At 71.8% G+C, this 20,967-nt stretch carries 25 protein-coding genes and 3 pseudogenes; 21 read left to right on the forward strand and 7 right to left on the reverse strand.

The window, feature by feature from the left end; genetic code table 11:
- Positions 1 to 203 precede the first annotated feature (203 nt).
- Together AC07NG_RS04805 and AC07NG_RS04810 are read right to left on the reverse strand one after the other, a co-directional pair.
- Positions 204 to 920: a DUF6250 domain-containing protein gene (locus AC07NG_RS04805; protein ID WP_494592545.1), complete on the reverse strand. Its 717-nt coding sequence runs from the start codon at positions 918 to 920 to the stop codon at positions 204 to 206.
- A 204-nt stretch (positions 921 to 1,124) separates the two neighbouring features.
- A complete protein-coding gene (locus AC07NG_RS04810; RefSeq protein ID WP_494592547.1) occupies positions 1,125 to 1,613 on the reverse strand; it encodes a YcgN family cysteine cluster protein in 489 nt (162 codons plus the stop codon).
- A gap of 53 nt (positions 1,614 to 1,666) precedes the next feature.
- On the opposite strand from AC07NG_RS04810, the gene pbpC reads away from it, so the two are divergent.
- Positions 1,667 to 3,820: a multimodular transpeptidase-transglycosylase PbpC gene (gene pbpC, locus AC07NG_RS04815; RefSeq protein ID WP_494592549.1), complete on the forward strand. Its 2,154-nt coding sequence runs from the start codon at positions 1,667 to 1,669 to the stop codon at positions 3,818 to 3,820.
- A gap of 173 nt (positions 3,821 to 3,993) precedes the next feature.
- On the opposite strand, the gene AC07NG_RS04820 is transcribed toward pbpC, so the two are convergent.
- Positions 3,994 to 4,425 carry a DUF7684 family protein gene (locus tag AC07NG_RS04820; protein WP_494592551.1) on the reverse strand — a complete coding sequence of 144 codons (432 nt, stop codon included), beginning with the start codon at positions 4,423 to 4,425 and terminating at the stop codon, positions 3,994 to 3,996.
- A gap of 109 nt (positions 4,426 to 4,534) precedes the next feature.
- Between AC07NG_RS04820 and AC07NG_RS04825 the strand changes: the two genes are divergently transcribed.
- Complete coding sequence (locus AC07NG_RS04825; protein WP_494592553.1) at positions 4,535 to 4,984, forward strand: hypothetical protein; 450 nt, start codon at positions 4,535 to 4,537, stop codon at positions 4,982 to 4,984.
- Positions 4,938 to 6,152, forward strand: a complete 1,215-nt coding sequence (locus tag AC07NG_RS04830) for a DNA-packaging protein (protein ID WP_494592555.1) — start codon at positions 4,938 to 4,940, stop codon at positions 6,150 to 6,152. The genes AC07NG_RS04825 and AC07NG_RS04830 overlap by 47 nt, the downstream gene beginning before the upstream one ends.
- A gap of 20 nt (positions 6,153 to 6,172) precedes the next feature.
- Here the strand turns inward: AC07NG_RS04830 and AC07NG_RS04835 are convergent, their stop codons facing one another.
- Positions 6,173 to 6,616: an endonuclease domain-containing protein gene (locus tag AC07NG_RS04835; RefSeq protein ID WP_494592557.1), complete on the reverse strand. Its 444-nt coding sequence runs from the start codon at positions 6,614 to 6,616 to the stop codon at positions 6,173 to 6,175.
- Between the two features lie 51 nt (positions 6,617 to 6,667).
- Between AC07NG_RS04835 and AC07NG_RS04840 the strand changes: the two are divergent.
- From AC07NG_RS04840 to AC07NG_RS04895, 12 genes and pseudogenes are all read left to right on the forward strand, one after another.
- A pseudogene (locus AC07NG_RS04840) lies at positions 6,668 to 7,865 on the forward strand (phage portal protein).
- Between the two features lie 13 nt (positions 7,866 to 7,878).
- Positions 7,879 to 8,033 (forward strand): annotated as a pseudogene (locus AC07NG_RS04845) (hypothetical protein); the annotation flags it as partial.
- 10 nt (positions 8,034 to 8,043) lie between these two features.
- Positions 8,044 to 8,292: a hypothetical protein gene (locus tag AC07NG_RS04850; RefSeq protein ID WP_492853832.1), complete on the forward strand. Its 249-nt coding sequence runs from the start codon at positions 8,044 to 8,046 to the stop codon at positions 8,290 to 8,292.
- Positions 8,289 to 8,699, forward strand: a complete 411-nt coding sequence (locus AC07NG_RS04855; RefSeq protein ID WP_494592702.1) for an HK97 family phage prohead protease — start codon at positions 8,289 to 8,291, stop codon at positions 8,697 to 8,699. The genes AC07NG_RS04850 and AC07NG_RS04855 overlap by 4 nt, the downstream gene beginning before the upstream one ends.
- Before the next feature lie 161 nt (positions 8,700 to 8,860).
- On the forward strand, positions 8,861 to 10,084 hold the full coding sequence (locus AC07NG_RS04860) for a phage major capsid protein (RefSeq protein ID WP_494592560.1): 1,224 nt from the start codon (positions 8,861 to 8,863) through the stop codon (positions 10,082 to 10,084).
- Positions 10,081 to 10,257, forward strand: a pseudogene (locus tag AC07NG_RS04865) (hypothetical protein); the annotation flags it as partial. The gene AC07NG_RS04860 and the pseudogene AC07NG_RS04865, both read left to right, overlap by 4 nt.
- Before the next feature lie 18 nt (positions 10,258 to 10,275).
- Complete coding sequence (locus tag AC07NG_RS04870; protein ID WP_494592562.1) at positions 10,276 to 10,548, forward strand: head-tail connector protein; 273 nt, start codon at positions 10,276 to 10,278, stop codon at positions 10,546 to 10,548.
- Complete coding sequence (locus AC07NG_RS04875) at positions 10,545 to 10,940, forward strand: DUF3168 domain-containing protein (protein ID WP_494592564.1); 396 nt, start codon at positions 10,545 to 10,547, stop codon at positions 10,938 to 10,940. Before AC07NG_RS04870 ends, AC07NG_RS04875 begins: the two co-directional genes overlap by 4 nt.
- Positions 10,941 to 10,974: 34 nt before the next feature.
- The gene (locus tag AC07NG_RS04880) at positions 10,975 to 11,391 is read left to right on the forward strand and encodes a phage major tail protein, TP901-1 family (RefSeq protein ID WP_494592566.1); all 417 of its coding nucleotides are present in this window, start codon (positions 10,975 to 10,977) and stop codon (positions 11,389 to 11,391) included.
- 14 nt (positions 11,392 to 11,405) lie between these two features.
- Positions 11,406 to 11,687, forward strand: a complete 282-nt coding sequence (locus AC07NG_RS04885; RefSeq protein WP_492853827.1) for a GTA-gp10 family protein — start codon at positions 11,406 to 11,408, stop codon at positions 11,685 to 11,687.
- A complete protein-coding gene (locus AC07NG_RS04890) occupies positions 11,684 to 11,869 on the forward strand; it encodes a phage tail assembly chaperone (RefSeq protein WP_492853826.1) in 186 nt (61 codons plus the stop codon). The genes AC07NG_RS04885 and AC07NG_RS04890 overlap by 4 nt, the downstream gene beginning before the upstream one ends.
- A gap of 14 nt (positions 11,870 to 11,883) precedes the next feature.
- Entirely contained in the window at positions 11,884 to 12,381 is a 498-nt protein-coding gene (locus tag AC07NG_RS04895) for a phage tail tape measure protein (protein WP_494592703.1), read from the forward strand.
- A 61-nt stretch (positions 12,382 to 12,442) separates the two neighbouring features.
- On the opposite strand, the gene AC07NG_RS04900 is transcribed toward AC07NG_RS04895, so the two are convergent.
- From AC07NG_RS04900 to AC07NG_RS04910, 3 genes are all read right to left on the reverse strand, one after another.
- Positions 12,443 to 12,784 (reverse strand): endonuclease domain-containing protein, encoded by a 342-nt coding sequence (locus AC07NG_RS04900; protein WP_494592569.1) that lies wholly within the window; start codon positions 12,782 to 12,784, stop codon positions 12,443 to 12,445.
- Between the two features lie 169 nt (positions 12,785 to 12,953).
- On the reverse strand, positions 12,954 to 13,412 hold the full coding sequence (locus tag AC07NG_RS04905; protein WP_492853824.1) for a DUF805 domain-containing protein: 459 nt from the start codon (positions 13,410 to 13,412) through the stop codon (positions 12,954 to 12,956).
- Positions 13,413 to 13,510: 98 nt separating this feature from the next.
- Positions 13,511 to 13,999: a hypothetical protein gene (locus AC07NG_RS04910; RefSeq protein ID WP_494592571.1), complete on the reverse strand. Its 489-nt coding sequence runs from the start codon at positions 13,997 to 13,999 to the stop codon at positions 13,511 to 13,513.
- Positions 14,000 to 14,068: 69 nt separating this feature from the next.
- Here AC07NG_RS04910 and AC07NG_RS04915 point away from each other — a divergent pair, with 69 nt between their 5' ends.
- From AC07NG_RS04915 to AC07NG_RS04940, 6 genes are all read left to right on the forward strand, one after another.
- Positions 14,069 to 14,701, forward strand: coding sequence for a phage distal tail protein, Rcc01695 family (locus AC07NG_RS04915; protein WP_494592573.1), 633 nt, complete (start codon positions 14,069 to 14,071; stop codon positions 14,699 to 14,701).
- Positions 14,701 to 15,351: a phage/gene transfer agent baseplate hub protein gene (locus AC07NG_RS04920; RefSeq protein ID WP_494592575.1), complete on the forward strand. Its 651-nt coding sequence runs from the start codon at positions 14,701 to 14,703 to the stop codon at positions 15,349 to 15,351. The genes AC07NG_RS04915 and AC07NG_RS04920 overlap by 1 nt, the downstream gene beginning before the upstream one ends.
- Positions 15,348 to 15,779, forward strand: coding sequence for an NlpC/P60 family protein (locus AC07NG_RS04925; RefSeq protein ID WP_494592577.1), 432 nt, complete (start codon positions 15,348 to 15,350; stop codon positions 15,777 to 15,779). Before AC07NG_RS04920 ends, AC07NG_RS04925 begins: the two co-directional genes overlap by 4 nt.
- Positions 15,779 to 19,534 (forward strand): baseplate multidomain protein megatron, encoded by a 3,756-nt coding sequence (locus AC07NG_RS04930; RefSeq protein WP_494592579.1) that lies wholly within the window; start codon positions 15,779 to 15,781, stop codon positions 19,532 to 19,534. The genes AC07NG_RS04925 and AC07NG_RS04930 overlap by 1 nt, the downstream gene beginning before the upstream one ends.
- A gap of 88 nt (positions 19,535 to 19,622) precedes the next feature.
- On the forward strand, positions 19,623 to 20,546 hold the full coding sequence (locus AC07NG_RS04935) for a DnaJ C-terminal domain-containing protein (RefSeq protein ID WP_492853818.1): 924 nt from the start codon (positions 19,623 to 19,625) through the stop codon (positions 20,544 to 20,546).
- Positions 20,547 to 20,675: 129 nt separating this feature from the next.
- Positions 20,676 to 20,960, forward strand: coding sequence for a hypothetical protein (locus AC07NG_RS04940; RefSeq protein WP_494592581.1), 285 nt, complete (start codon positions 20,676 to 20,678; stop codon positions 20,958 to 20,960).
- Positions 20,961 to 20,967: the final 7 nt, after the last annotated feature.

The following is a 20,967-nucleotide window of genomic DNA, read 5'->3' on the forward strand; positions in this document are numbered from 1 at the left end:
GGCGAGGTTTCGGAAGATTTCGATCGTCCTTCTCCCCTTGCGGGAGAAGGTGTCGGCGATAGCCGACGGATGAGGGGTCTCTCAGACTTGAGACGCCGCGCCGGCCCCCTCAGTCGCTCCGCGACAGCTCCCCCAGAGGGGGAGCATCTGCTGAGCTAAATCCTCCCCCTCTGGGGGAGGTGGCCCGGAGGGCCGGAGGGGGTCTACGCCCCCGCCAGCCGCCACACCGAAAACTCCTTGAACCGCAGCCGGCTCCAGGTCGTGCGCAGTCCGAACCAGCCGGTGCGATAGGGATCGGTGTCGGCCAGCTCGAACAGTTTCCGCCCGTCGGCCCAGTACTGGATCAGGCCGTCATAGGCCACCAGCCGGACGGCGACCCAGCGGTTGGGCTGAAGCAAGGTCCGGGCGTCCTTGAGGTCGTGCTGGGGCAGCATCGGGCGGTCGCCGGCCCGGCCGACATAGCGGCGCAGGCGGGTGCTGGAATTGTAGTTGCCGCCCTGGCCGACATAGTAGGTCTTGAGCAGGTCGTAGTCGGCGAAGGCGCCGCTGCGGGGGCTGGCGAAGAGGTCGTCCGGGGAGCGGACGTCGGTGGCCATCCAGAAGGCGTTGAGGTCGCTGATCCGGTCGTTGCGGCCGCCTTCGTAGACGGCCTGGGCCTGGTATTCGATCAGCAGCGGGCCTTGCAGGCGCGGCTTGAACCAGGCGGTGAGGCCGGCCGGGGCGTCGAGCTCGAGGACGCCGTTCTCGGCTTTTGCGGCGGCGGGTTTCTCGGCCTCGATCGTCCAGTTGGCGAGGCCTTGGGTGAAATCGTCCGTATAGAGACGGTTTGCCTTGCGCCAGGGCTCTGGGGTTTGCGCGCGGGCGGTCGTGGCCAGCGGCAGGGCGAGGACGGACAGGGCGAGGGCGCGGCGGGTGAGCATGGGGGCAGGGGTAGCAGGGCCGGAGACGCTCGCGAAGCCCCTCTCCCCCTGCGGGAGAGGGTGGCCTCCGAAGGAGGTCGGGTGAGGGGTCTCTCAGGCCGTACCGCCGCGGCGGCGGTCAGGCTGGGTGAGGCGATTTCCTTTTGAGAGACCCCTCATCCGTCGGCCTTCGGCCGCCACCTTCTCCCGCAAGGGGAGAAGGGTTCAGTCCTCGTCCGGCTCATACGGCCAGTCGCCCTTGTCGACCATCAGGTCGGTGGCGACGAAGTCCATGGCGTCTTCGGGGTCGTCGAGGCTGGTTTCGCTGATGGTCTGGTCGCGGATCGAGACGCCGGCCTTGTGCGGGCTGTCGGGGTCGCCGGTGATCAGCGGGTGCCACTGGGGCAGGGTCTTGCCCTCGTGCAGGCGGCGATAGGCGCAGGAGGGGGGCATCCACTCCAGGTCCTCGATGTTGTGCGGCGTCAGCTTGATGCAGTCGGGCACGGTCTTGCGACGGTTGGGGTAGTCGCTGCAGCGGCAAAGATGGGCGTCGAGCAGCTGGCAGTGCACCCGTGTGGGGATCACTTCGCCCGTATCTTCGTCTTCGAAGCGAACCAGGCAGCAAAGGCCGCAGCCGTCGCATAGACTCTCCCACTCGGGGACGGTCATCTGGTGAAGGGATTTCGTCTCCCAGAAAGGTTTGCGCGCCATCATCGGGGCGTCCTAAACCCAATCGCCAAGAAGACCAACTGGACGCAACACCGCACGTGAACGACTGGACGCTGCCGCCCTACAAGTTCGAGGACACGCCCGCGCGCCCGACGCCGCCGGCGCAGGGCGGATTCGCGCCTGTTCCGCCGTCTCCGCCGGAGCCCCCGCAACAGCCTCCGCAGCGCCCGCCGGAAGAGCCGTTCCGGGCCGACCTGAAGCCGCCGCGCAAGAAGGGCGGCTGGGGCTGGGTGTGGATCACCCTGCTGGTCAGCGCCCTGATCGGCTTCATCGCCGTGGGCGGCGGCGCGGCCTATGTGTGGTTCAAATATCTGAAGGACACGCCGGAGCTGCCCAGCCGGGAGGCCCTGTTCGCCATCAACCGCGCGCCGGGCGTGCGGTTCGAGGACCGCAGCGGCCAGGTGATCGCCACGCGCGGCCCGCGCTATGGCCAGCGGGTGACGGTCAATACGGTGCCAGGCTACGTGCCGCTGGCCTTCCTGGCGGCCGAGGACAAGCGCTTCTACAAGCACGGGCCGATCGACCTCTACGGCATCGCCCGCGCGGCCTGGGTCAACTGGCGGGCGGGCCGCACGGTGCAGGGCGCCTCGACGCTTTCGCAGCAGCTGGCCAAGGGCCTGTTCCTGACGCCCGACCGCACGGTCGAGCGCAAGTTGCAGGAAATGCTGATGGCCTGGCGGCTCGAGCAGGTCCTGACCAAGGACGAGGTGCTGGAGCTCTATCTCAACCGCGTGTTCTTCGGGGCCAACACCTATGGCGTCGATGGCGCGGCAAGGACCTATTTCGGCAAGCCGGCCAGCCAGCTGACCCTTTCCGAAGCCGCCCTGCTGGCCTCGCTGCCCAAGGCGCCGTCGCGCCTGGCCCTGACGCGGGACATGGAGGGGGCGCTGGCCCGCTCGCGGCTGGTGCTGGCCAACATGAAGAAGGAAGGCTGGATCACCGCCGAGGAGGAGGCCAAGGCGCTGGACGACACCCCGCGCCTGTCGCCCGACGCCGTCAGCGACGAGGGCGACTATGGCTGGGTGCTGGACTACGCCACCACCGAGGCCATCCGCATCGCCGGCCAGAACGCGCCGGATCTGGTGGTGCGCCTGACCATCGACAGCCGTTTGCAGAAGGCGGGCGCCGACATCGTGCGCCAGGCCATCGCCCTGGGCGGCGAGCATGCGGGCGCCAGCCAGGCGGCGCTGCTGTCGATCTCGGCCGACGGGGCGATCCGGGCGATGGTGGGCGGCACGGACTATATCGCCAGCCCGTTCAACCGGGCTGTGCAGGCCCGTCGCCAGCCGGGCTCGACCTTCAAGCCGTTCGTCTATGCCGCGGCCCTGGAGAAGGGCGTGCTGCCGACCGACATCCGCGTCGACGCGCCGGTGCAGTTCGGCGACTGGAAGCCGGAGAACTATGGCGGCGACTATCGCGGCCCGATGACGGTGGAGCAGGCCCTGGTGACCTCGACCAACACCATCGCCGTCAAGCTGGCCCAGGAGGCCGGCGGCGCGCGGGTGGCGGACCTGGCCCGCCGGTTCGGCGTGACCAGCCTGCCCGAGCGGCCGGACCTGTCGGTGGCCTTGGGGGCCTATGAGGTCAATCTGCTGCAGATGACCTCGGGCTTCCAGGTGTTCCAATTGGGCGGCCAGCGCGTGGCGCCCTACGTCATCGAGAGCATCGCCGCCCAGGACGGCCGGCCGATCTACAGCCGCGGGCCGCTGGCCCCGACCCAGGTCTATGACGTCGCCAAGGCCAGCATGATGGTCAAGATGATGAAGAAGGTGGTCGACCAGGGCACCGCCAAGCGGGCGGCGTTCGGCTGGCCGGCGGCGGGCAAGACCGGCACCAGCCAGAACTGGCGCGACGCCTGGTTCGTGGGCTTCACCCCCGACTTCGTGACCGGCGTCTGGGTGGGCAACGACGACGACAAGCCGATGAACAAGGTGGTCGGCGGCGACATCCCGGCCAGCATCTGGCGGCGGTTCATGCTGGCCGCGCACCAGAACCTGGCGATCCGGGATTTCCCGTGGCTGCTGCCCGACCCGGAGCCGAGGACCTCGCCGGATCCGAGGAACGGCTTTTACGAGACCCTGTCGTCGGAGTTCGCGCGGACGGCTTCGGAGCTGGAGGCCGACGCCGCGCCGGACGAGCCGGCGCCGGGGGCGGGGCCGCAACCGCAGACGCCGCCGGAGCTGCCTTACTAGATCCCTCTCCCCTTGCGGGAGAGGGTGGCCTCCCGGAGGGAGGTCGGGTGAGGGGTCTCTCAGATCTCACCGCCGCGAAAGCTGATCGGCTTTCGCGGCGTTTCTCGTTGGTGCGACCCCTCATCCGTCGGCCTTCGGCCGCCACCTTCTCCCGCAAGGGGAGAAGGACGCTTTTACGCCTGGAAGATCGCCCGCAGTCGCGCCTCGTCCGGCGCGGCGGCGATGTGGACGATCAGGGTGGCGGGCAGGTCGAGGGACGGGTGCAGGGCCGCGTGGGCGGCGAACCAGGCAACCTCTTCGAGCGGCTCGTCGGCATGCCAGGTGGTCATGACGTCGTCGTCGTCGGACAGGTTTTCGCCGGACGGATCAGCCTGGATCGAGACCAGGGCCGCATCGTCATCGACGGCGTCGTGCCAGGCCTCGCAGTCGATCCCCCAGGCCAGGGCGTAGCGGCAGCCGGCCCGGACCAGCCAGGCGGTGATCCGGGCGCGCCAGGCCGGGTCGGCGGCGGCTTCCAGCACCAGCACGGCCTTGAAGGGGGCCCGCGGCGGCTCGGGCGGCGGGTCGGCGCCGGGCGGCAGGTGCAGATAGGCGACGGCGGTCATGGCCAAGGTCTAGCAGGTCGCGCCGCCGACGGGGATAGAGCGTCGTGGATCCCCGGTTTGTGGCGGAAAAAGTCGGGCGATTCCGGCGGTTTGCAACTTTATCAGCGTCGTGGATCAGACGCGTTCGCTGGCGCCGTACACTTCTGTCATGGCCGAGAAAAGCGACGAGGCGCAGCGCTGGGGCGAGAGGCTCCAGAGCGACCTCATGGCGTCGATGGACGCCGAATGGAACCGGGCGAAGGACAGCGACGATGTCGCCGTCGTGGCCCTGGCCGACAAGCGCGCCCGGATGATGGGGACCTTCGCGCGGTCGGCCAAGGCGGTGGTCGCCATGATTTCCGAACCCAAGCAGGCCGCCGCGACCGGCGGCGAAGAGGACGAGGCCGACATGCATGGCGAGATCCCCGACGATCCCGAAGAGCTTCGAGCCGCAGTTGAGTCCAAGGTCGCCAAGCTTGCTGAACTGCTGGAGCGCAAGCGCAGCGAGGGACAGGGCGGTGGCGATCGCGGCGATGGACTTCGATCAGAAGCGGAGGTTTCTCAGCGTCGATCTGGTTGAGGCCCTGCCGCACCAGGAACTCGAACTGGTCGAAGGCTGGTCGACCTTCCTGCTGCTGGGCGGGCGTGGGTCGGGCAAGACCTTCGCCGGGGCGCGGTGGATGGCGCAGATGGCGCTCTCCGTGCCGCGCATGGCCCTGGTGGGGCCGACCCTGCACGACGTACGCGAGGTGATGGTCGAGGGGGCGTCGGGCCTGCGGGCCGCGAGCGGGCCGGCCTTCAGGCCGCGCTGGGAAAGTTCGCGCCGCCGGCTGGTCTGGCCGAACGGGGCGGCGGCCTATGCCTTTTCCGCCGAAGATCCCGACAGCCTGCGCGGGCCGCAGTTTCACGCGGCCTGGGCCGACGAGTTCTGCGCCTGGCCCAAGGCGAGCGAGACCCTGGCCATGCTGCGGTTCGGTCTGCGGCTGGGCGAGGATCCGAGGCTGGTGGTGACCACCACGCCGCGTCCGACCCGGGCGTTGAAGGTGCTGATGGCCGAAGCGGGAGTGGCGACGACGCGGGCGGGGACGGCGGCCAACGCCGGCAACCTCGCGCCCCGGTTCCTGGCCAGCCTGGAGGCGCTTTACGGCGGCACGCGGCTGGCGGCCCAGGAGCTGGAGGGGATCGTCGTCGAGGCCGACGGCGGCCTGTTCCGGGCCGAGGACCTGGCGCGGTGCCGTGGGGCGCCGCCGGCGCGGTTCGACCGGGTGGTGGTGGCGGTCGATCCGCCGGCCACGGCGCGCGGCGACGCCTGCGGGGTGGTGGTCGCGGGTCGCCGCGATGGCCGCGCCTATGTGCTGGCCGACCGCACGGCGCGGGGCCTGTCGCCCAACGGCTGGGCCAGCCTGGCGGTCGCGGCGGCCGTGGATTTCGACGCCGACGCCCTGGTGGCCGAGGCCAACCAGGGCGGCGAAATGGTCCGCTCGGTGCTCGCCCAGGCCGCGCCGCCGTGCCCGATCAAGCTGGTGCGGGCCTCGGTGGGCAAGCGGGCGCGGGCCGAACCGGTGGCGGCTTTGTACGAGCAGGGCCGGGTGGTGCACTGCGGGGCGTTTCCGGCGCTGGAGGAGGAACTGATGGGGCTGGGCGACGGGGATCTCGGGCACAGTCCGGACCGGGCGGATGCGTTGGTCTGGGCGCTCAGTGAACTGATGCTGGGCGGGGGGAAGGAGCCGAGGTTGAGGGTGGTTTAGGCGCCCTTCGGGCGACCCCCTCAGTCGCTCCGCGACAGCTCCCCCAGAGGGGGAGCATCTGAAGCACCAAGATCCTCCCCCTTTGGGGGAGGTGGCCCAGAGGGCCGGAGGGGGTCAGCGCCGGCGTTGGCCAGGATCGTCGCGAGGGTGTCGTCGACCGAAGCCAGCACCTCAATGGCTGGAATACGAAGCGTGCGTATGCCTCGTGCGGCAAACCAGGCGTCGCGACGGGCGTCACGCCAGGGGCGATCGCCAGTGTCGTGCGCATAGCCATCGACCTCGACCGCCAGTTTCAGGGCGTCGCAATAGAAGTCGAGCACGTAGGGCCCGACAGGGTGCTGCTTGCGAAAGTGCAGGCCTTCGAGGCGACGCGCCTTGAGGCCGATCCATAGGAGGACCTCTGGGAGGCTCATGGTGCGGCGGAGCGTCTTGGCGTTTCGTCGGGTGCGCTTGGGCGCGTCCACCGGGGTCCCCCTCCGTCGCTTCGCGACACCTCCCCCAGAGGGGGAGGATCTTTGGCTGCGACTTTCAAATTACAATGTTCTCTATTTGTTCTCAACCTTCACGGGAGCGGCCATGCCCCTCTTCGCATCCCGGCGCGCGCCGGAAATCAAGGACTCCCGCGCCGCCAGGCTGGTCGCCCTGACCAGCGGCGGGCGGGCGCAGTGGACGCCTCGGGACTATGGGGCGTTGGCGGCGGAGGGGTTCGGGAAGAACCCCGTGGCCTATCGCTGCGTGCGGATGATCGCCGAGGCGGCCGCCGCCGTGCCGCTGGTGGTGTTCCATGACGGGCGGCGCAGCGACGATCATCCGCTGGCGAAACTGCTGGCGCGGCCCAATCCCGAGCAGGGCGGGCCGGATCTGATGGAGCAGTTCTTCGGGCATCTGCAGGTGGCGGGGAACGGCTATCTGGAGGCGGCTGGGGATCAGCCGGAGGAACTCTATGCGCTGCGGCCCGACCGGATGGCGGTGGTTCCGGGGCCGCGCGGCTGGCCGGCGGCCTATGACTACCAGGCCGGCGGGCGGACGGCGCGGATCGCGCGGGACGCCGACGGCTGGCTGCCGGTGCTGCACCTGAAGCTGTTCAACCCGACGAGCGACCATTACGGGGCCTCGCCGCTGGAGGCAGCGGCCTTCGCCATCGACGTGCACAACGCCTCGGGGGCGTGGAACAAGGCGCTGCTGGACAACGCCGCGCGGCCGTCGGGGGCGCTCGTTTATGGCGGGCGCGACGGGGATCGGCTGTCCGAGGAGCAGTTCGAGCGGCTGAAGGCCGAACTGGCGGGCGCCCACGCCGGCGCCGACAACGCCGGCCGGCCGCTGCTGCTGGAGGGCGGGCTGGAGTGGAAGCCGATGTCGCTGACCCCGGCGGACCTGGACTTCGTCGAGGGCAAGCACGCCGCGGCGCGGGAGATCGCCCTGGCGTTCGGGGTTCCGCCGCAGCTGTTGGGCATTCCGGGGGACAACACCTACGCCAACTATCGCGAGGCCAATGGCGCGTTCTGGCGGCACACGGTCGCGCCGCTGGCCGAGCGGGCGGCGCGGGCGCTGACGGCGTGGCTGGGGGTGAAGTTCCCCGGCGCGCGGGTGGCGTGCGACCTGGACGCCGTGCCGGCGCTGAGCGCCGAGCGGGACGCCCTGTGGGCGCGGCTGGAGGCGGCGAGTTTTCTCACCGACGCGGAGCGGAGAAGGCTGGCGGGGGTGGAGGGTTAGTTTCCTTCTCCCCTTGCGGGAGAAGGTGTCGGCGAAAGCCGACGGATGAGGGGTCTCTCAGACCCTTCAACCTCCGCATCCGGTCGATCCGCCATCGCGGCGGCGCCGGCTTTCGACCCCTCACCCGACCCCCTTCGGGGGCCACCCTCTCCCGCAAGGGGAGAGGGAAGGAGGATTGATGACCACGACAAACCGCTGGCGGCTGGACCGCCAGATCTCGGCCGCCGTGCTGGTGGCGGTGGTGCTGCAGGCGGCGGCCGCCCTGATGTGGGCCGGGCGGGCCAGCGCGCGGATCGACGATCTGACGCGGCGGCTGGAGGCCCAGGCGCCGGTGGCCGAGCGGCTGGCGCGGCTGGAAGCCCAGGCCGACGCCACGCGCGCGGCGCTGGTGCGCATCGAGGCCAAGCTGGACGGAGGGGAGCGATGAAGGACCTCCGCATCGAGGGCTACGCCTCGCTGTTCTGGACCCGCGACCTCAATGACGACGTCACCGCCGCCGGGGCCTTCAAGCAGAGCCTGGAGGCGGGCGGAGCGGGCGCGATCCGCATGCTGCACCAGCATGACGAGGCCGAGCCGGTGGGCGTGTGGGACGAGGCGTTCGAGGATGCGCGCGGCCTATTCGTCCGTGGGCGGATAATTTCCGCGACACCGCGGGGTCGGCTGGTGGCGGCGCTGGTCTCGGCGGGGGCGCTGGACGGGCTGTCGATCGGCTTCCGGCAGGTCAAGGCGCGGACGGACGGGCCGCTGCGGGTGCTGAGCCGGGTGGACCTTTGGGAGGTGTCGATCGTCACCTTTCCGATGTTGCCGGGGGCGCGGCTGAAGGTGGTCGGCTGAAGTTTCCCTTCTCCCCTTGCGGGAGAAGGTGGCCGCGAAAGCGGCCGGATGAGGGGTCTCGCCGGACGTTCCGCGCGACCCCTCATCCTCCCACCGGCCTGTGGCCGGCGGGCCCCTCCTTCTCCCGCAAGGGGAGAAGGTCATCCGTGACGGAGAACTCCATGAAGGAAACCAAACAGGTTCCGGCCTCGCCGGAGGCTCGGGCGGCGTTCGCCGAGGTGTTGGCGGCGTTCGAGGGCTTCAAGACGGCCAACGACCAGCGGCTGGCCGCGATCGAGGCCAAGAGCGCCGACGTGCTGCTGGAGGAGAAGGCCGCGCGCATCGACGCGGCCCTGACCAGCGCCCAGGACCGGCTGGACCGCATCCTGGCCGAGAGCCGGCGTCCGGCCCTGGCCGGCGAGGCCCCGGCCGCGCGGGTCGACGAGCGCAAGGCCGCCTTCGACCGCTATGTGAAGACCGGCGAGACCGCTGGTCTGCTCGAGGCCAAGGGGCTGTCGGAAGGCACGGCCACGGCCGGCGGCTATGTGGCGCCGCCGGAGCTGGAGCGGCAGATCCTGCGCCGCCTGGCGGCCACCAGCCCGATGCGCGAGATCTGCCAGGTGCGCACGATCGGCGGCGGGACGTTCCGCAAGCCGGTGAGCCCCGCCGGCCTGGCGGCCGCCTGGGTGGCCGAGACGGCCGCCCGTCCGGAGACCACGGCCCCGACGCTGGACGTCATCGACTTCCCGGCCGGCGAGCTCTACGCCAGCCCGGCCGCGACCCAGGCCCTGCTCGACGACGCCTATGTCAGCATCGACGAATGGCTGGCCGAGGAGGTGCAGGACGCCTTCGCCGCCCAGGAGACCAGCGCCTTCGTCTCGGGCGACGGGGTCAACAAGCCCAAGGGCCTGCTGTCGTACACGGCCGCGGCGGACGCTTCGTACACCTGGGGGCAGCTGGGCTACCTCGCCACCGGCGTCGCCGGCGCCTGGCCGGCCAGCAACCCGACCGACAAGCTGATCGACCTGATCTACGCGGCCAAGACCCAGTACCGCCAGAACGGCCGCTTCGTGATGAACCGCCGCACGGTCAGCGCCGTGCGCAAGTTCAAGGACGCGCAAGGCAACTACATCTGGAACGCGGCCCTGCAGCCGGGGCAGTCGGCGTCGTTGCTGGGCTTTCCGGTGACCGAGATCGAGGCCATGCCGGATGTGGCGGCCAATAGCCTGGCCGTGGCGTTCGGCGACTTCGAGAAGGGCTACCTGATCGTCGACCGGGCCGGGGTGCGGGTGCTGCGCGACCCCTATTCGGCCAAGCCGCACGTGCTGTTCTACACCACCAAGCGCGTCGGCGGCGGCGTGCAGAACTTCGACGCGGTGAAGCTGCTGAAGTTCGCGGCGAGCTGACGACGAGCCTTCTCCCCTTGCGGGAGAAGGTGTCGGCGAAAGCCGACGGATGAGGGGTCTCTCAGATCCGAGCCGCCGCGCCCGGCCCGACCGCTGTCGCGGCGGCGAGGGTTTTCGACCCCTCACCCGACCCCCTTCGGGGGCCACCCTCTCCCGCAAGGGGAGAGGGGATTTTTCCCAAGGAAAAACCCATGCCCAATTCCGTGACCCTGGCCGAGGCCAAGGGGTTTCTGCGCGTGGGCGGGAGCGGCGAGGACGCGCTGGTTTCCCTGCTGATCGACGCCGCCGAGGCGCGGGTCGGGCAGGCGGCCGGGGTGGCGTTGACCTTCGCCGCGCCCGCGCCGCTGCGCCTGGCCGTGCTGGTCCTGGCCTGCCACGCCTACGAGCATCGTGACGGCGAGAAGCCGCCGCCGCTGTCGCTGGTCGAGCCCTGGCTCGCGCCCTATCGGCGAGCGCGCTTGTGAGTGGGCTCGAGAGCGATCTGGCCGCCGCCCTGGCCGGGGCGTTGGCGGCCGCGCCGGCCGTGAGCGCCATCGTCGGCGGTCGCATCCACGCCGATCCGCCGCGCATGCTGACCTATCCCTGCATCAGCGTCGGCCGGATCGAGAGCCGCACCGTGGGCGAGGACCTGCTGGAGCACGTGGTCACCATCACCTGCGCCTCGCGGTTCGGCGGGCCGGAGGAGGCGCGGGCGATGACGGCGGCGGCGCGGCTGGCGCTGCACGACGCGGTGTTGACCGCGCCGGGGCGCCGGCTGGCCTCGTGCCGGGTGCGCTACGCCGACGTGTTCGCCGCCTCGGACGAGGAGCTGACGCTGGGAATCCTGCGCGTGCGGGCCGTCAGCGAGCCGGCCTGACCCTTTCCCTTTTTCTCAAACGATGGAGGCGTCCATGGCCGCGCAAGCCGGCAAGGACATGCTGCTGAAGATCGGCGACGGCGGATCGCCCCAGACCTTCGTGACGGTGGCGGGGCTGCGGGCCCGGACCATCAGCCTGAACGCCCGCACGGTCGACGCCACCGACGGCGACAGCGCCGGCCGCTGGCGCGAGCTGCTGGCCGGGGCGGGCGTGCGCTCGGCTTCAGTGTCGGGCTCGGGCGTGTTCCGCGACGTGGCCTCGGACGCGGCGGTGCGCGACAGCTTCTTTTCCCAGACCGCCAGGACCTGGCGGCTGGTGATCCCCGACTTCGCCCAGCTGGAGGGGCCGTTCCTGGTCTCGGCGCTGGAATACGCCGGCCAGCACGACGGTGAGGCGGCCTTCGCCCTGACCCTGGCCTCGGCCGGGCAGGTGAGCTTCACGGCGATCTAGGGAGGGAACTGAAGATGACCATGCACAATCCGGGGCGCGGCGAAGTCACCGCCGTGCTGGCCGGGACGACGCGGACGCTGTGCCTGACCCTGGGCGCCCTGGCGCGGATCGAGGAGGCGCTGGGACTGGAGGACTGGAGCCAGCTGCCGGGGCGCATCGCCAGGATGTCGGCCCGCGACCTGCTGGCGGTGCTGCAGGCGCTGCTGGACGAGGACGGCCCGCCGCTGGACGTGGCGCGCCTGGACGTGCGCGAGGCCGCCGCCGCGGTGGCCAAGGCGCTGGCGGCCGCGGCGTGACCGGCTGGAGCGAGATGCTGGCCCGGGCGGCGCGGGAGTTCTGCGTGCCGCCGGCGGCGTTCTGGCGGCTGTCGCTGCCGGAGTGGCGGGCGCTGGCCGGTCCGCCGGCCTCGCCCGCCCTGCCGCGTCCGGCGCTGGAGGCGCTGATGGCGCGGTTTCCCGATGAGGAGGACGCGGCGTGAGCGGCTTCGACGACATGACGATCCAGGCGGGCGAGGCGGGGCAGGCCTTGGCGGCGCTGGAGGCCCCGGCGCGGGCGGCGGCGCGCTCGATCGAGGACGCCTTTTCGGCGGCGGGGTCGAGTCTGGCCCGCTCGTTGGCGCGAGCGGCGGCCGACGGCGAGGTGTCGCTGGCCGAGCTGGCGCGGGCGGTGCTGGCGGCCGTGCAGGCGGTGGCCGGCGGAAGCAGCGGCGGGAGCGGCCTGGGCGAGGCGCTGGGGTCGGCGCTGACCTCGGCCTTCTCGGGCGCGCGGGCCGACGGCGGCGCGGTGACCGGCGGCGGCGCCTATCTGGTCGGCGAGCGCGGGCCGGAGGTGTTCCGTCCGGCGGGCGCGGGCACGGTGGAGCCGCTGGGCGGCGGCATGAGCGTGACGGTGCAGGTCAGCGGCGGCGACGTCGGCGGCCTGGCGCGGTCGGACGCTCAGCTGGCGCAGGCCTTGGCGCGGGCGGTGAGTCTGGGGGCGAGGCGGCTTTAAAATCCCTCTCTCATAGAGAGAGGGAGGGGCCCGCCGCGAAGCGGTGGGAGGGTGAGAGGTTTCACCGCCGGCCGGTTCGCAGAGCGGTCAGGATGTCGTCGGTTGTGCCGCCGGGGTCTGCCAGAACCCGTGCGTTGGGAAGCGTCAGGACGGTGTATCCGAACAACTCTGGCGCCTGGGTGCGGCGTTCGTCATAGTCCTCGCGGTCCTCATGCATGGCGCCGTCCAGTTCGACGATCAGCTTGCCGGTTTCGCAGACGAAGTCGGCGAAGTAGCGATCGATCGAAACCTGGCGCAGGAACCGGAAGCCGCCGAGGCGGCGATTGCGGACCAGCGCCCAGAGCGCCTTCTCGGCCAGCGTCTGGTTGCGTCGAAGGCGGCGGGCGTTGGTGGTCGCGTCCATGGTGGAAGCCGGACATGGCCCGCGAAAAGGCGCAACGGAAGGAATGGGGGTTTTCCGGTGAGGGTGAAACCTCTCACCCTCCCACGCCTTCGGCGCGGGCCCCTCCCTCTCTCTATGAGAGAGGGGTCACGCGAAAGGCCCGCCGATTGCTCGGCGGGCCTTGGGATCCTTAGACGGCCAAAGCATGCAGGGGCGGGTCGCCCCAGCGGTTGTCGCGGGTCTGGCCTTCGGCGCAGCCGACCCAGAGGGTGAAGCCGACCGTGACCAGGAAGCCGAGGACGGCCGCGACGACCATGCCGCCGACGCTGGCCAGGGCGAAGATCTCCGGGTCGCCGCCGCCCAGGGCGATGGCGGCCGAGCCGAACACCAGCCACATCACCGAGCCCATCAGCAGCACGGGGCCGAGCAGGATCGGCAGCAGCTGCCACCAGGCGCTCTTGCCCATGTCGTGCAGGCGCTTGGCGTAGATGCAGACGAAGCAGAACAGCGTGACCAGCGAGGCGGCCCACCCGATGAAGGGGATCCAGCCGGCGACCACGTTGACGCCCAGCAGCATCAGCCAGGCGATCCAGAACGCCTGACGACCGATGCGGCCGTCGGCGGTGAACATCAGGGTTTTCCAGTCCATGTCTTTTCAGTCTCCCAACCTTGAGGAGGAGACTAGGCTCGGCGGGCTCGCGCTTTAAGTGAAATGGGCGTCATGACAAGGGTTTAACCAGGTGGGGTTTAACCCAGGCGCGAGGCCCGGCTGGGCGCGAGGCCGAGCCAGGCCAGGAAGACCAGCCAGACGATGGCGATCGTCGGCAGGGCGACGAAGAAGGGCACGATGACGGCCATGCCGTCGAGCCCGGCCATCCAGACGCGGCCGCCGCCCTGCAGGGCCAGATTGAGCAGCCAGACCGCGACCAGGATCCACGGGGTCTGGCCCATGTCGCGCAGCCGCTTGAGGCAGAGCACGCCGCTGATCCAGGCCTGGAACAGCATCATCACCGCGCCCGTCCCCCAGACCTCGACGAGGCCGGGCAGGGCGGCGTCGGCGTCCATGTCGCCGAACCAGGGTCCGAGCACCGGGGCGGCGAAGAAGGCCCGTGCGCCGTAGGGCATGGCGGCCAGGCCCATGGCCGCGTCGATCGCCGCCAGCAGGAACAGCCCCAGCCAGAAGTCGCGGCGGCCGACGGCGCCGCGCGGCGACAGGAGCAGGGCGAGAAGGGGCACGGGTCGGTCTCCGATCAAATGTAAGTAAGTGATCACTCACATTCCATATCCTTGTCAAGGAGGGCTCGCATGAGCGCCTTTCACGAGACGCGCCTGCCGCTGCGCCTGGCCTTCGGCGGGACCAGCGGGATCGAGCGGCGGACCGAGGTGGTCGGCCTGGCGTCCGGCTTCGAGCGGCGGTCGAGCCCCTGGGCGCAGGGGCGGCGGCGGTTCCTGATCGGCACGGCGAGCCGCAGCCTGGACGAGGCGGCCGAGCTGGTCGCGTTCTTCGAGGCGCGGCGGGGGCGGCTGCATGGGTTCCGGTTCCGGGATCCGGCCGACTTCAAGTCGTGCGCGCCGTCGGCGGCGCCGGCCCCGTCCGATCAGATGCTGGGAACCGGCGACGGGACACGGACGGCGTTCCAGCTGGTGAAGCTGTACGGCGGCGGCGAGGAGGCGGTGGTCCGCACGATCGCCAAGCCGCAGGCGGGCAGCGTGCGGGTGGCCGTGGCGGGCGTCGAGCAGGCGGCCGGGGCCTTCGCGGTGGATGCTGCGACGGGTCTGGTGACCCTGACGGCCGCGCCGGCGGCGGGGGCGACGGTGAGCGCCGGCTTCCTGTTCGACACCCCGGTGCGCTTCGACCTCGACCGGCTGGACGTGACCCTGGAGGGGTTCGGCGCGGCCAGGGTCGGGGCGGTGTCGCTGGTCGAGGTGCGGGTCTGATGCGCGCCGTTCCGGAGGCGCTGGCCCAGCGCATCGAGAGCGGGGCAGCGAGCCTGTGCCATGCCTGGGTGCTGACCCGGGCGGACGGCGTGGTGCTGGGCTTCACCGACCATGACCGGGACCTGGTGGTGGAGGGCGCGACGTGTCGGGCCGCCAGCGGCTGGGGCGCAGGGGCGGTCGAGGACGAGGCGGGTTTCGCGCCGGGCCTGGCGGCGGCGCTGGGGGCGTTCGACGACGCGGCGATCACGGCGGCGGATGTCGAGGCCGGGCTCTATGACGGGGCGATCGTGGCCTGCCTGCGGGTGGACTGGAGCGCGCCGGCGCTTTTCGTCGAGCTGTGGCGGGCCAGGGTGGCGCGGGTGTCGTGGACGGGCGGGGCCTTCACCGCCGAACTGGAGGGGCCGGCGGCGGCGCTGGAGCGGGTGGTCGGGCGGACCTACGCCCGCAACTGCGACGCCAGCCTGGGCGATGCGCGCTGCGGCGTGGATCTGGCGGCCTTTCCGGGCGCGACCTGCGACCGGCGGTGGGCGACCTGCCGCGAGGTGTTTTCCAACGGCGTCAACTTCCGGGGCTTTCCGACCCTGCCGGGCGAGGACTTTCTCACCCTCTATCCGGTCGAGGGCGACGTGAACGACGGCGGGCGGCGATGAGCGCCCGGGAGTTGGTGCTCGCCGAGGCGCGCGGCTGGATCGGCACGCCCTATCAGCATCAGGCCAGCCTGAAGGGCGTCGGCTGCGACTGCCTGGGGCTGGTGCGCGGGGTGTGGCGGGGGCTGGGCGGGGCCGAGATCACGCCGCCGCCCTATCGCCCGGACTGGGCGGAACTTGGCGAGGGCGAGCCGCTGCTGGCGGGGCTGGCGAGCGTGCTGATCCCGGTCGAGCCGACGGCGGCGCGGCCCGGCGACGTGCTGGTGTTCCGCATGGCTCGGAGCGCGCCGGCCAAGCACTGCGCGATCCTCTCCGAAGAGGGGACGCGGATGATCCACGCCTATTGGGGCCGGGCCTGCGTCGAGACCTGGCTGGGCGCCTGGTGGCGGCCCCGGCTGGCGGCCGCCTTTTCCTTTCCGGAGCATGTCTGATGGCCCAGATGATCCTGCAGTCGGTCGGCGCGCAGTTCGGCCCGGCCGGGAGCGCCATCGGCGCGACGATCGGGGCGGCGATCGACCAGAGCCTGATCGCCTCGCTGAGCCCGGCCCGGCAGGTCGGGCCGCGGATTTCCGAATTGAAGCTGACGGCGGCGGCCGAGGGCGCGGCCATGCCGTGCGTGTTCGGCCGCGCGCGGGTGGCGGGCCAGGTCATCTGGGCCGCCAGGTTTCGCGAGCATCGCACGACCAGCGGCAGCAAGGCGGGGCGGACGCGGTCGTACGGCTACAGCCTGTCGTTCGCCCTGGCGGTGGGCGAGGGGCCGATCGACGGGATCGGCCGGGTGTGGGCCGACGGCAAGGCGCTGGACATGGACGGGGTGACGATGCGGGTGCATCGCGGAACCGAGGACCAGCTTGCCGACCCGCTGATCGTGGCGGTGGAGGGCGAGGACGCCGCGCCGGCCTTTCGGGGCGTCGCCTATGTGGTGTTCGAGGACCTGATGCTGGACGACTTCGGCGGGCGGCCGCCGCAGCTGTCGTTCGAGGTGTTCCGCCGGCCGGCGGGCGACGGGAGCGCGCTGGAAGACCGGCTGGAAAGCGTCTGCCTGATCCCGGGGGCGGGCGAGTTCGTGCTGGCGACCGACGTGGTGCTGCGGCGCTCGGGCCTGACGCGGACCAGCGCGGAGAACCTCAACAACGCCGAGGGGCGGGCCGACCTGCTGGTGTCGCTGGACCAGTTGCAGGCGCAGCTGCCCAAGGTGAGGCACGTGAACCTGGTGGTGGCCTGGTTCGGGACCGACCTGCGCTGCGGGGCGTGCGAGATCCGGCCGGGCGTGGAGCTGGCCGACAAGCCGACCGAGCCGGTGGCCTGGAGTGTGGCGGGCGTCGAGCGGGGCGCGGCGCGCCTGATCTCGTCGAGCGACGGCGCGGTCGCCTATGGCGGCACGCCGGCGGACGCGGCGGTGGTGCAGGCGATCGTCGAGCTGAAGCGGCGGGGTCTGGCGGTGACGCTCTATCCGTTCGTGCTGATGGACGTGCCGGCCGGCAACGGCCTGGCCGATCCTTACGGCGGCGCCGAGCAGGCGGCCTATCCGTGGCGGGGGCGGATCACCTGCCATCCCGGGCCGGGACGGCGGGGCACGGCGCACAAGACGGCGGCTGCGGCTAGCCAGGTGAGCGCCTTCTTCGACGGGGCCTGGGGCTATGGGCGGTTCGTGCGGCACTATGCGGCCCTGGCGGCGCAGGCCGGCGGGGTGGACGGGTTCCTGATCGGCTCGGAGCTGGTCGGGCTGACGCGGCTGCGGGACGGGGCGGGCTTTCCGGCGGTCGGCGCGCTGAAGACGCTGGCGGGGCAGGTGCGGGCGCTGGTCGGACCGGCGACCAAGGTCGGCTACGCGGCCGACTGGAGCGAGTATTTCGGCAGCCAGCCGGCCGACGGCTCGGGTGACGTGCACTTTCATCTCGACCCGCTGTGGGCCGACGCCAACATCGACTTCGTGGGGATCGACTACTATCCGCCGATCACCGACTGGCGGGACGGGCAGGATCATCTGGACGCCGTCGCCGGCTGGGGCGGGCCGCATGACGGGGCCTATCTGCGTCACGGGCTGACGGGCGGCGAGGGCTTCGACTGGTTCTACGCCTCCGACGCGGCGCGGGCCGCGCAGGCGCGCACGCCGATCACCGACGGGACGCATGGCGAGGCCTGGGTGTTTCGGCCCAAGGATCTGCTGGCCTGGTGGAGCCATCCGCATCATGACCGGCCGCTGGGCGTGCGCTCGGTTAGCCCGACGGCCTGGGTTCCGATGTCCAAGCCGATCCGGCTGATCGAGTTCGGCTGCGGGGCGGTGGACAAGGGGGGCAACGCCCCGAACCTGTTCATCGATGCGAAAAGCGCCGAGAGCGCGCTGCCGCCGTTCTCGGACGGAACGCGCGACGAGCTGGGGCAGCGCAGGGCGCTGGAGGCGGTGCTGGGCTGGATCGCCGAGCCGGCGGCCAATCCGCTCTCGCCGGTCTATGGCGGGCCGATGATCGAGCAGGCTTCGGCTTGGTGCTGGGACGCGCGGCCGTTTCCGGACTTTCCGGCGCGGTCGGGCGTCTGGGCCGATGCCGGGAACTGGAGCCTGGGCCACTGGCTGAACGGCCGGGCCGGATCGATGGGCGTGGGCGAACTGGCGCTCGCGGTGGCGGCGCGGGGCGGGGTCGAGATCGATCCCGGCGAAGCCTCGGGCCTGGTGGCCGGCTATGTGATCGACCGGCCGATGCGGCTGCGGGATGCGCTGGCGCCGCTGACCGAGGCCTTCGGGCTGGACGTGGTGGAGCGCGGCGCGGGCGTGCGGCTGGTGTCGCGCTCGGGGCCGGCGGTGGGGATGCTGGCCGGCGACGACCTGGCCTGGCCGGAGGATCGCGAGGCGGCGCAGAGCGCGGCGCGGATCCTGGAGCCGGCGGCGGGCGCGGTGCGGCTGCGGTTCGTCGATCTGGCGCGCGACTACCAGGCCGGGGCGCTGATCGTGCGGCGAGAGGGTGAGGGCGAGACCCTGGATGTCGACGCGCCCTTGGTGCTGACGGCGGCCGAGGCGGCGGTGGTCGCCGGGCGACGGCTGGACGCCGAAGCGGCCGTGCGGCGCGAGCGGATCGTGCACCTGTCGCCGCTGGCCGCCCTGCGCTGGCGGGCCGGGGATCGGCTGGCGCTGGACGGCGAGACCTGGCGCGCAGCGCGGGTGGACCTGGACGAGCGGCCCAGGGCGCGTCTGCTGCCGGTCCTGCCCGAGGCGGGCGCGGCAGGGGCGATCGACTGGAGCCCGGCGCCGGCCGCGTCGGTGACCGGGCCGCCGGCCCTGGTGGTGCTGGACCTGCCGCCGCTGCCGGGCGCGGAGGACGACGCGCGGCCGCTGGTGGCGGTGTCGGCCCAGCCCTGGCGGGCCTTCGACGTGCATGCCGGCGTGGCGGTGGACGCGCTGCGCGTGCGGGCCGCCGCGACGGCGCCGGCGGTGGTGGGCGTGACCTTGAGCGACCTGCCGGCCGGGCCGCGCCATCGCTTCGACCGGGCGACGCGGCTGGTCGTGCGACTGGAGGGCGGCGTTCCGCAGAGCCGCAGCCGGGCCGCCGTGCTGGCCGGCGAGAACCTGCTGGCCGTGCGCTCGCAAGCCATTGGGGGCGAGGGCTGGGAGCTCTTGCAGTTCCTGACCGCCGAGGCGGTGGGGAGCGAGGTGTTCGCCCTGGGCGGCCTGCTGCGCGGGCAGGGCGGATCGGACGTGGCGGCGCTGGTTCCGGCGGGCGCCGAGGTGGTGCTGGTGGATGCGGCGCTGGTCCGCGCCGACCTGGCGCTGGCCGAGCGCGGCTTGCCGCTGGTCTGGCGGGCGGCGCCGGCCGGCGGTCCGGCGGCGGGGACGGCGATGGCGCAGGTGGCGGCGACGTGGCGAGGGCTGGCCCTGCGGCCGTGGTCGCCGGCGCACCTGCGGGCCAGGACGGTGGACGGCGATGTGCGGCTGTCGTGGATCGCCCGCGCGCGGGTCGGCGGCGACAGCTGGGAGGCCGAGGTTCCGGCCGGCGAGGCGCTGTGGCGGGTCGAGATCCTGGACGGCGAGACCGTGGTGCGGACGGTCGATGTCGAGGCGGCGAGCTTCGTCTGGACGGCGGCGATGCGGGCGGCGGACCTGCCGTCTGGGCCGTCCGGAATGCTGTCGGCGCGGGTGCGGCAGGGCTCGACGACCTGGGGCTGGGGCGCGCCTGCGGCAACGGGTCTGTGATATTAATGCAACATTTGGCTTGCGCCCGGCGCGGAACGGCCTAAGTGAGGGGCTTCGGCTTTTATCCCTAGTCCTTCGAGGGCCTTCCTTGGCGCGCGACCCCTATCTGGAGCTTGGTGTTTCCCGCGGCGCGAGCGCCGATGAGATCCGCAAGGCGTTCCGCAAGCTGGCCAAGCAGTATCACCCCGACACCAACCCGGGGGACAAGAAGGCCGAGGACAAGTTCAAGCTGGTCAGCGCGGCCTTCGACATCCTCGGCGACGCCGAGAAGAAGAAGAAGTTCGACGCCGGCGAGATCGACGCCGACGGGCGCGAGACCATGCGCGGCTTCGGCGGGGCGGGCGGCAATCCGTTCGGCGGCGGCGGCTTCAACCGGGGCGGCGGTTTCGGTCGCGGCGGCGAGGGGCCCGAAGTCGACCTCAACGACCTGTTCGGCGACATCCTGGGCCGCAATCGCGGCGGCGGCGGTGGTTTTGGCGGCGGCTTCTCGGCCAAGGGCGCGGACGTGCGCGCCAAGCTGGAGATCGACCTGGAAGAGGCGATCAAGGGCGGCAAGAAGCGCGTGGCCTTCTCCGACGGCCGCACCATCGACGTGACCATCCCGACCGGCGCCCAGGAAGGCCAGACCCTTCGCCTGAAGGGGCAGGGCAGCCCGGGACGCGGCGGTCCGGGCGACGCCCTGATCGAACTGGCGGTCAAGGCCCACCCGATCTACCGCAAGGAAGGCGAGCACCTGGTCATGGACCTGCCCGTCTCGATCCCCGACGCGGTGCTGGGCGGCAAGGTCGAGGCCCCGACGCCCGACGGCCCGGTGAACGTCACCGTGCCCAAGGGCGCCAACAGCGGTAGCAAGCTGCGGCTGAAGGGCCGGGGCCTGTCGGACGCCAAGGGCCACCGCGGCGACCTCTACGCCCGGCTCATCGTCACCCTGCCCGAGACGATCGACGAGGACCTGGAGAAGTTCGCCCAGGCCTGGCGGGACCAGAAGCCTTACACGCCGAAGCGGCGGTAGGGGCTGGATCCGTCCCTCTATCCTCCGGAGCTGCGCGCCAGGGTCCTGAACGTCTGGCGCGCCCGGTCGCTGTTCTGGTGCTTCCGCGCGTCGCATGGCCTGGACCGGCGAAAGCCGCACACGGTGGAGGTGCGGCTCGATCTGCCCGCCGAAGCGATCGCGGCGCTGACGCAGATCGAGGGCTGGCGGATCGCCCGCGCTGACACAGGGCGCGAAATGCTGTTCCTGCGGCGCGAGCAACCCCTGACCAACCGCGCCCTGCGGCTGATGTTCCGCGAGGCGCTGGTGCTGGCGGATGCGCACGGCGGGCGGCTGCATTCCTGGATGCACGCGCCGGGGCTGACGGAGTGGGAGGCGGCGCTGGGAGGTCCTTCTCCCCTTGCGGGAGAAGGTGGCGGCGAAGCCGACGGATGAGGGGTTT

This window comes from Caulobacter sp. GW821-FHT10C03 (assembly GCF_059415485.1).

Bases quoted from the DNA above. Each gene is read 5' to 3' on its own strand.
- AC07NG_RS04805 (WP_494592545.1), bottom strand. From the start codon at position 920: ATGCTCACCCGCCGCGCCCTCGCCCTGTCCGTCCTCGCCCTGCCGCTG.
- AC07NG_RS04810 (WP_494592547.1), bottom strand. From the start codon at position 1,613: ATGATGGCGCGCAAACCTTTCTGGGAGACGAAATCCCTTCACCAGATG.
- AC07NG_RS04820 (WP_494592551.1), bottom strand. From the start codon at position 4,425: ATGACCGCCGTCGCCTATCTGCACCTGCCGCCCGGCGCCGACCCGCCG.
- AC07NG_RS04830 (WP_494592555.1), top strand. From the start codon at position 4,938: ATGGACTTCGATCAGAAGCGGAGGTTTCTCAGCGTCGATCTGGTTGAG.
- AC07NG_RS04850 (WP_492853832.1), top strand. From the start codon at position 8,044: ATGACCACGACAAACCGCTGGCGGCTGGACCGCCAGATCTCGGCCGCC.
- AC07NG_RS04855 (WP_494592702.1), top strand. From the start codon at position 8,289: ATGAAGGACCTCCGCATCGAGGGCTACGCCTCGCTGTTCTGGACCCGC.
- AC07NG_RS04860 (WP_494592560.1), top strand. From the start codon at position 8,861: ATGAAGGAAACCAAACAGGTTCCGGCCTCGCCGGAGGCTCGGGCGGCG.
- AC07NG_RS04870 (WP_494592562.1), top strand. From the start codon at position 10,276: ATGCCCAATTCCGTGACCCTGGCCGAGGCCAAGGGGTTTCTGCGCGTG.
- AC07NG_RS04880 (WP_494592566.1), top strand. From the start codon at position 10,975: ATGGCCGCGCAAGCCGGCAAGGACATGCTGCTGAAGATCGGCGACGGC.
- AC07NG_RS04885 (WP_492853827.1), top strand. From the start codon at position 11,406: ATGACCATGCACAATCCGGGGCGCGGCGAAGTCACCGCCGTGCTGGCC.
- AC07NG_RS04895 (WP_494592703.1), top strand. From the start codon at position 11,884: ATGACGATCCAGGCGGGCGAGGCGGGGCAGGCCTTGGCGGCGCTGGAG.
- AC07NG_RS04900 (WP_494592569.1), bottom strand. From the start codon at position 12,784: ATGGACGCGACCACCAACGCCCGCCGCCTTCGACGCAACCAGACGCTG.
- AC07NG_RS04905 (WP_492853824.1), bottom strand. From the start codon at position 13,412: ATGGACTGGAAAACCCTGATGTTCACCGCCGACGGCCGCATCGGTCGT.
- AC07NG_RS04915 (WP_494592573.1), top strand. From the start codon at position 14,069: ATGAGCGCCTTTCACGAGACGCGCCTGCCGCTGCGCCTGGCCTTCGGC.
- AC07NG_RS04920 (WP_494592575.1), top strand. From the start codon at position 14,701: ATGCGCGCCGTTCCGGAGGCGCTGGCCCAGCGCATCGAGAGCGGGGCA.
- AC07NG_RS04925 (WP_494592577.1), top strand. From the start codon at position 15,348: ATGAGCGCCCGGGAGTTGGTGCTCGCCGAGGCGCGCGGCTGGATCGGC.
- AC07NG_RS04930 (WP_494592579.1), top strand. From the start codon at position 15,779: ATGGCCCAGATGATCCTGCAGTCGGTCGGCGCGCAGTTCGGCCCGGCC.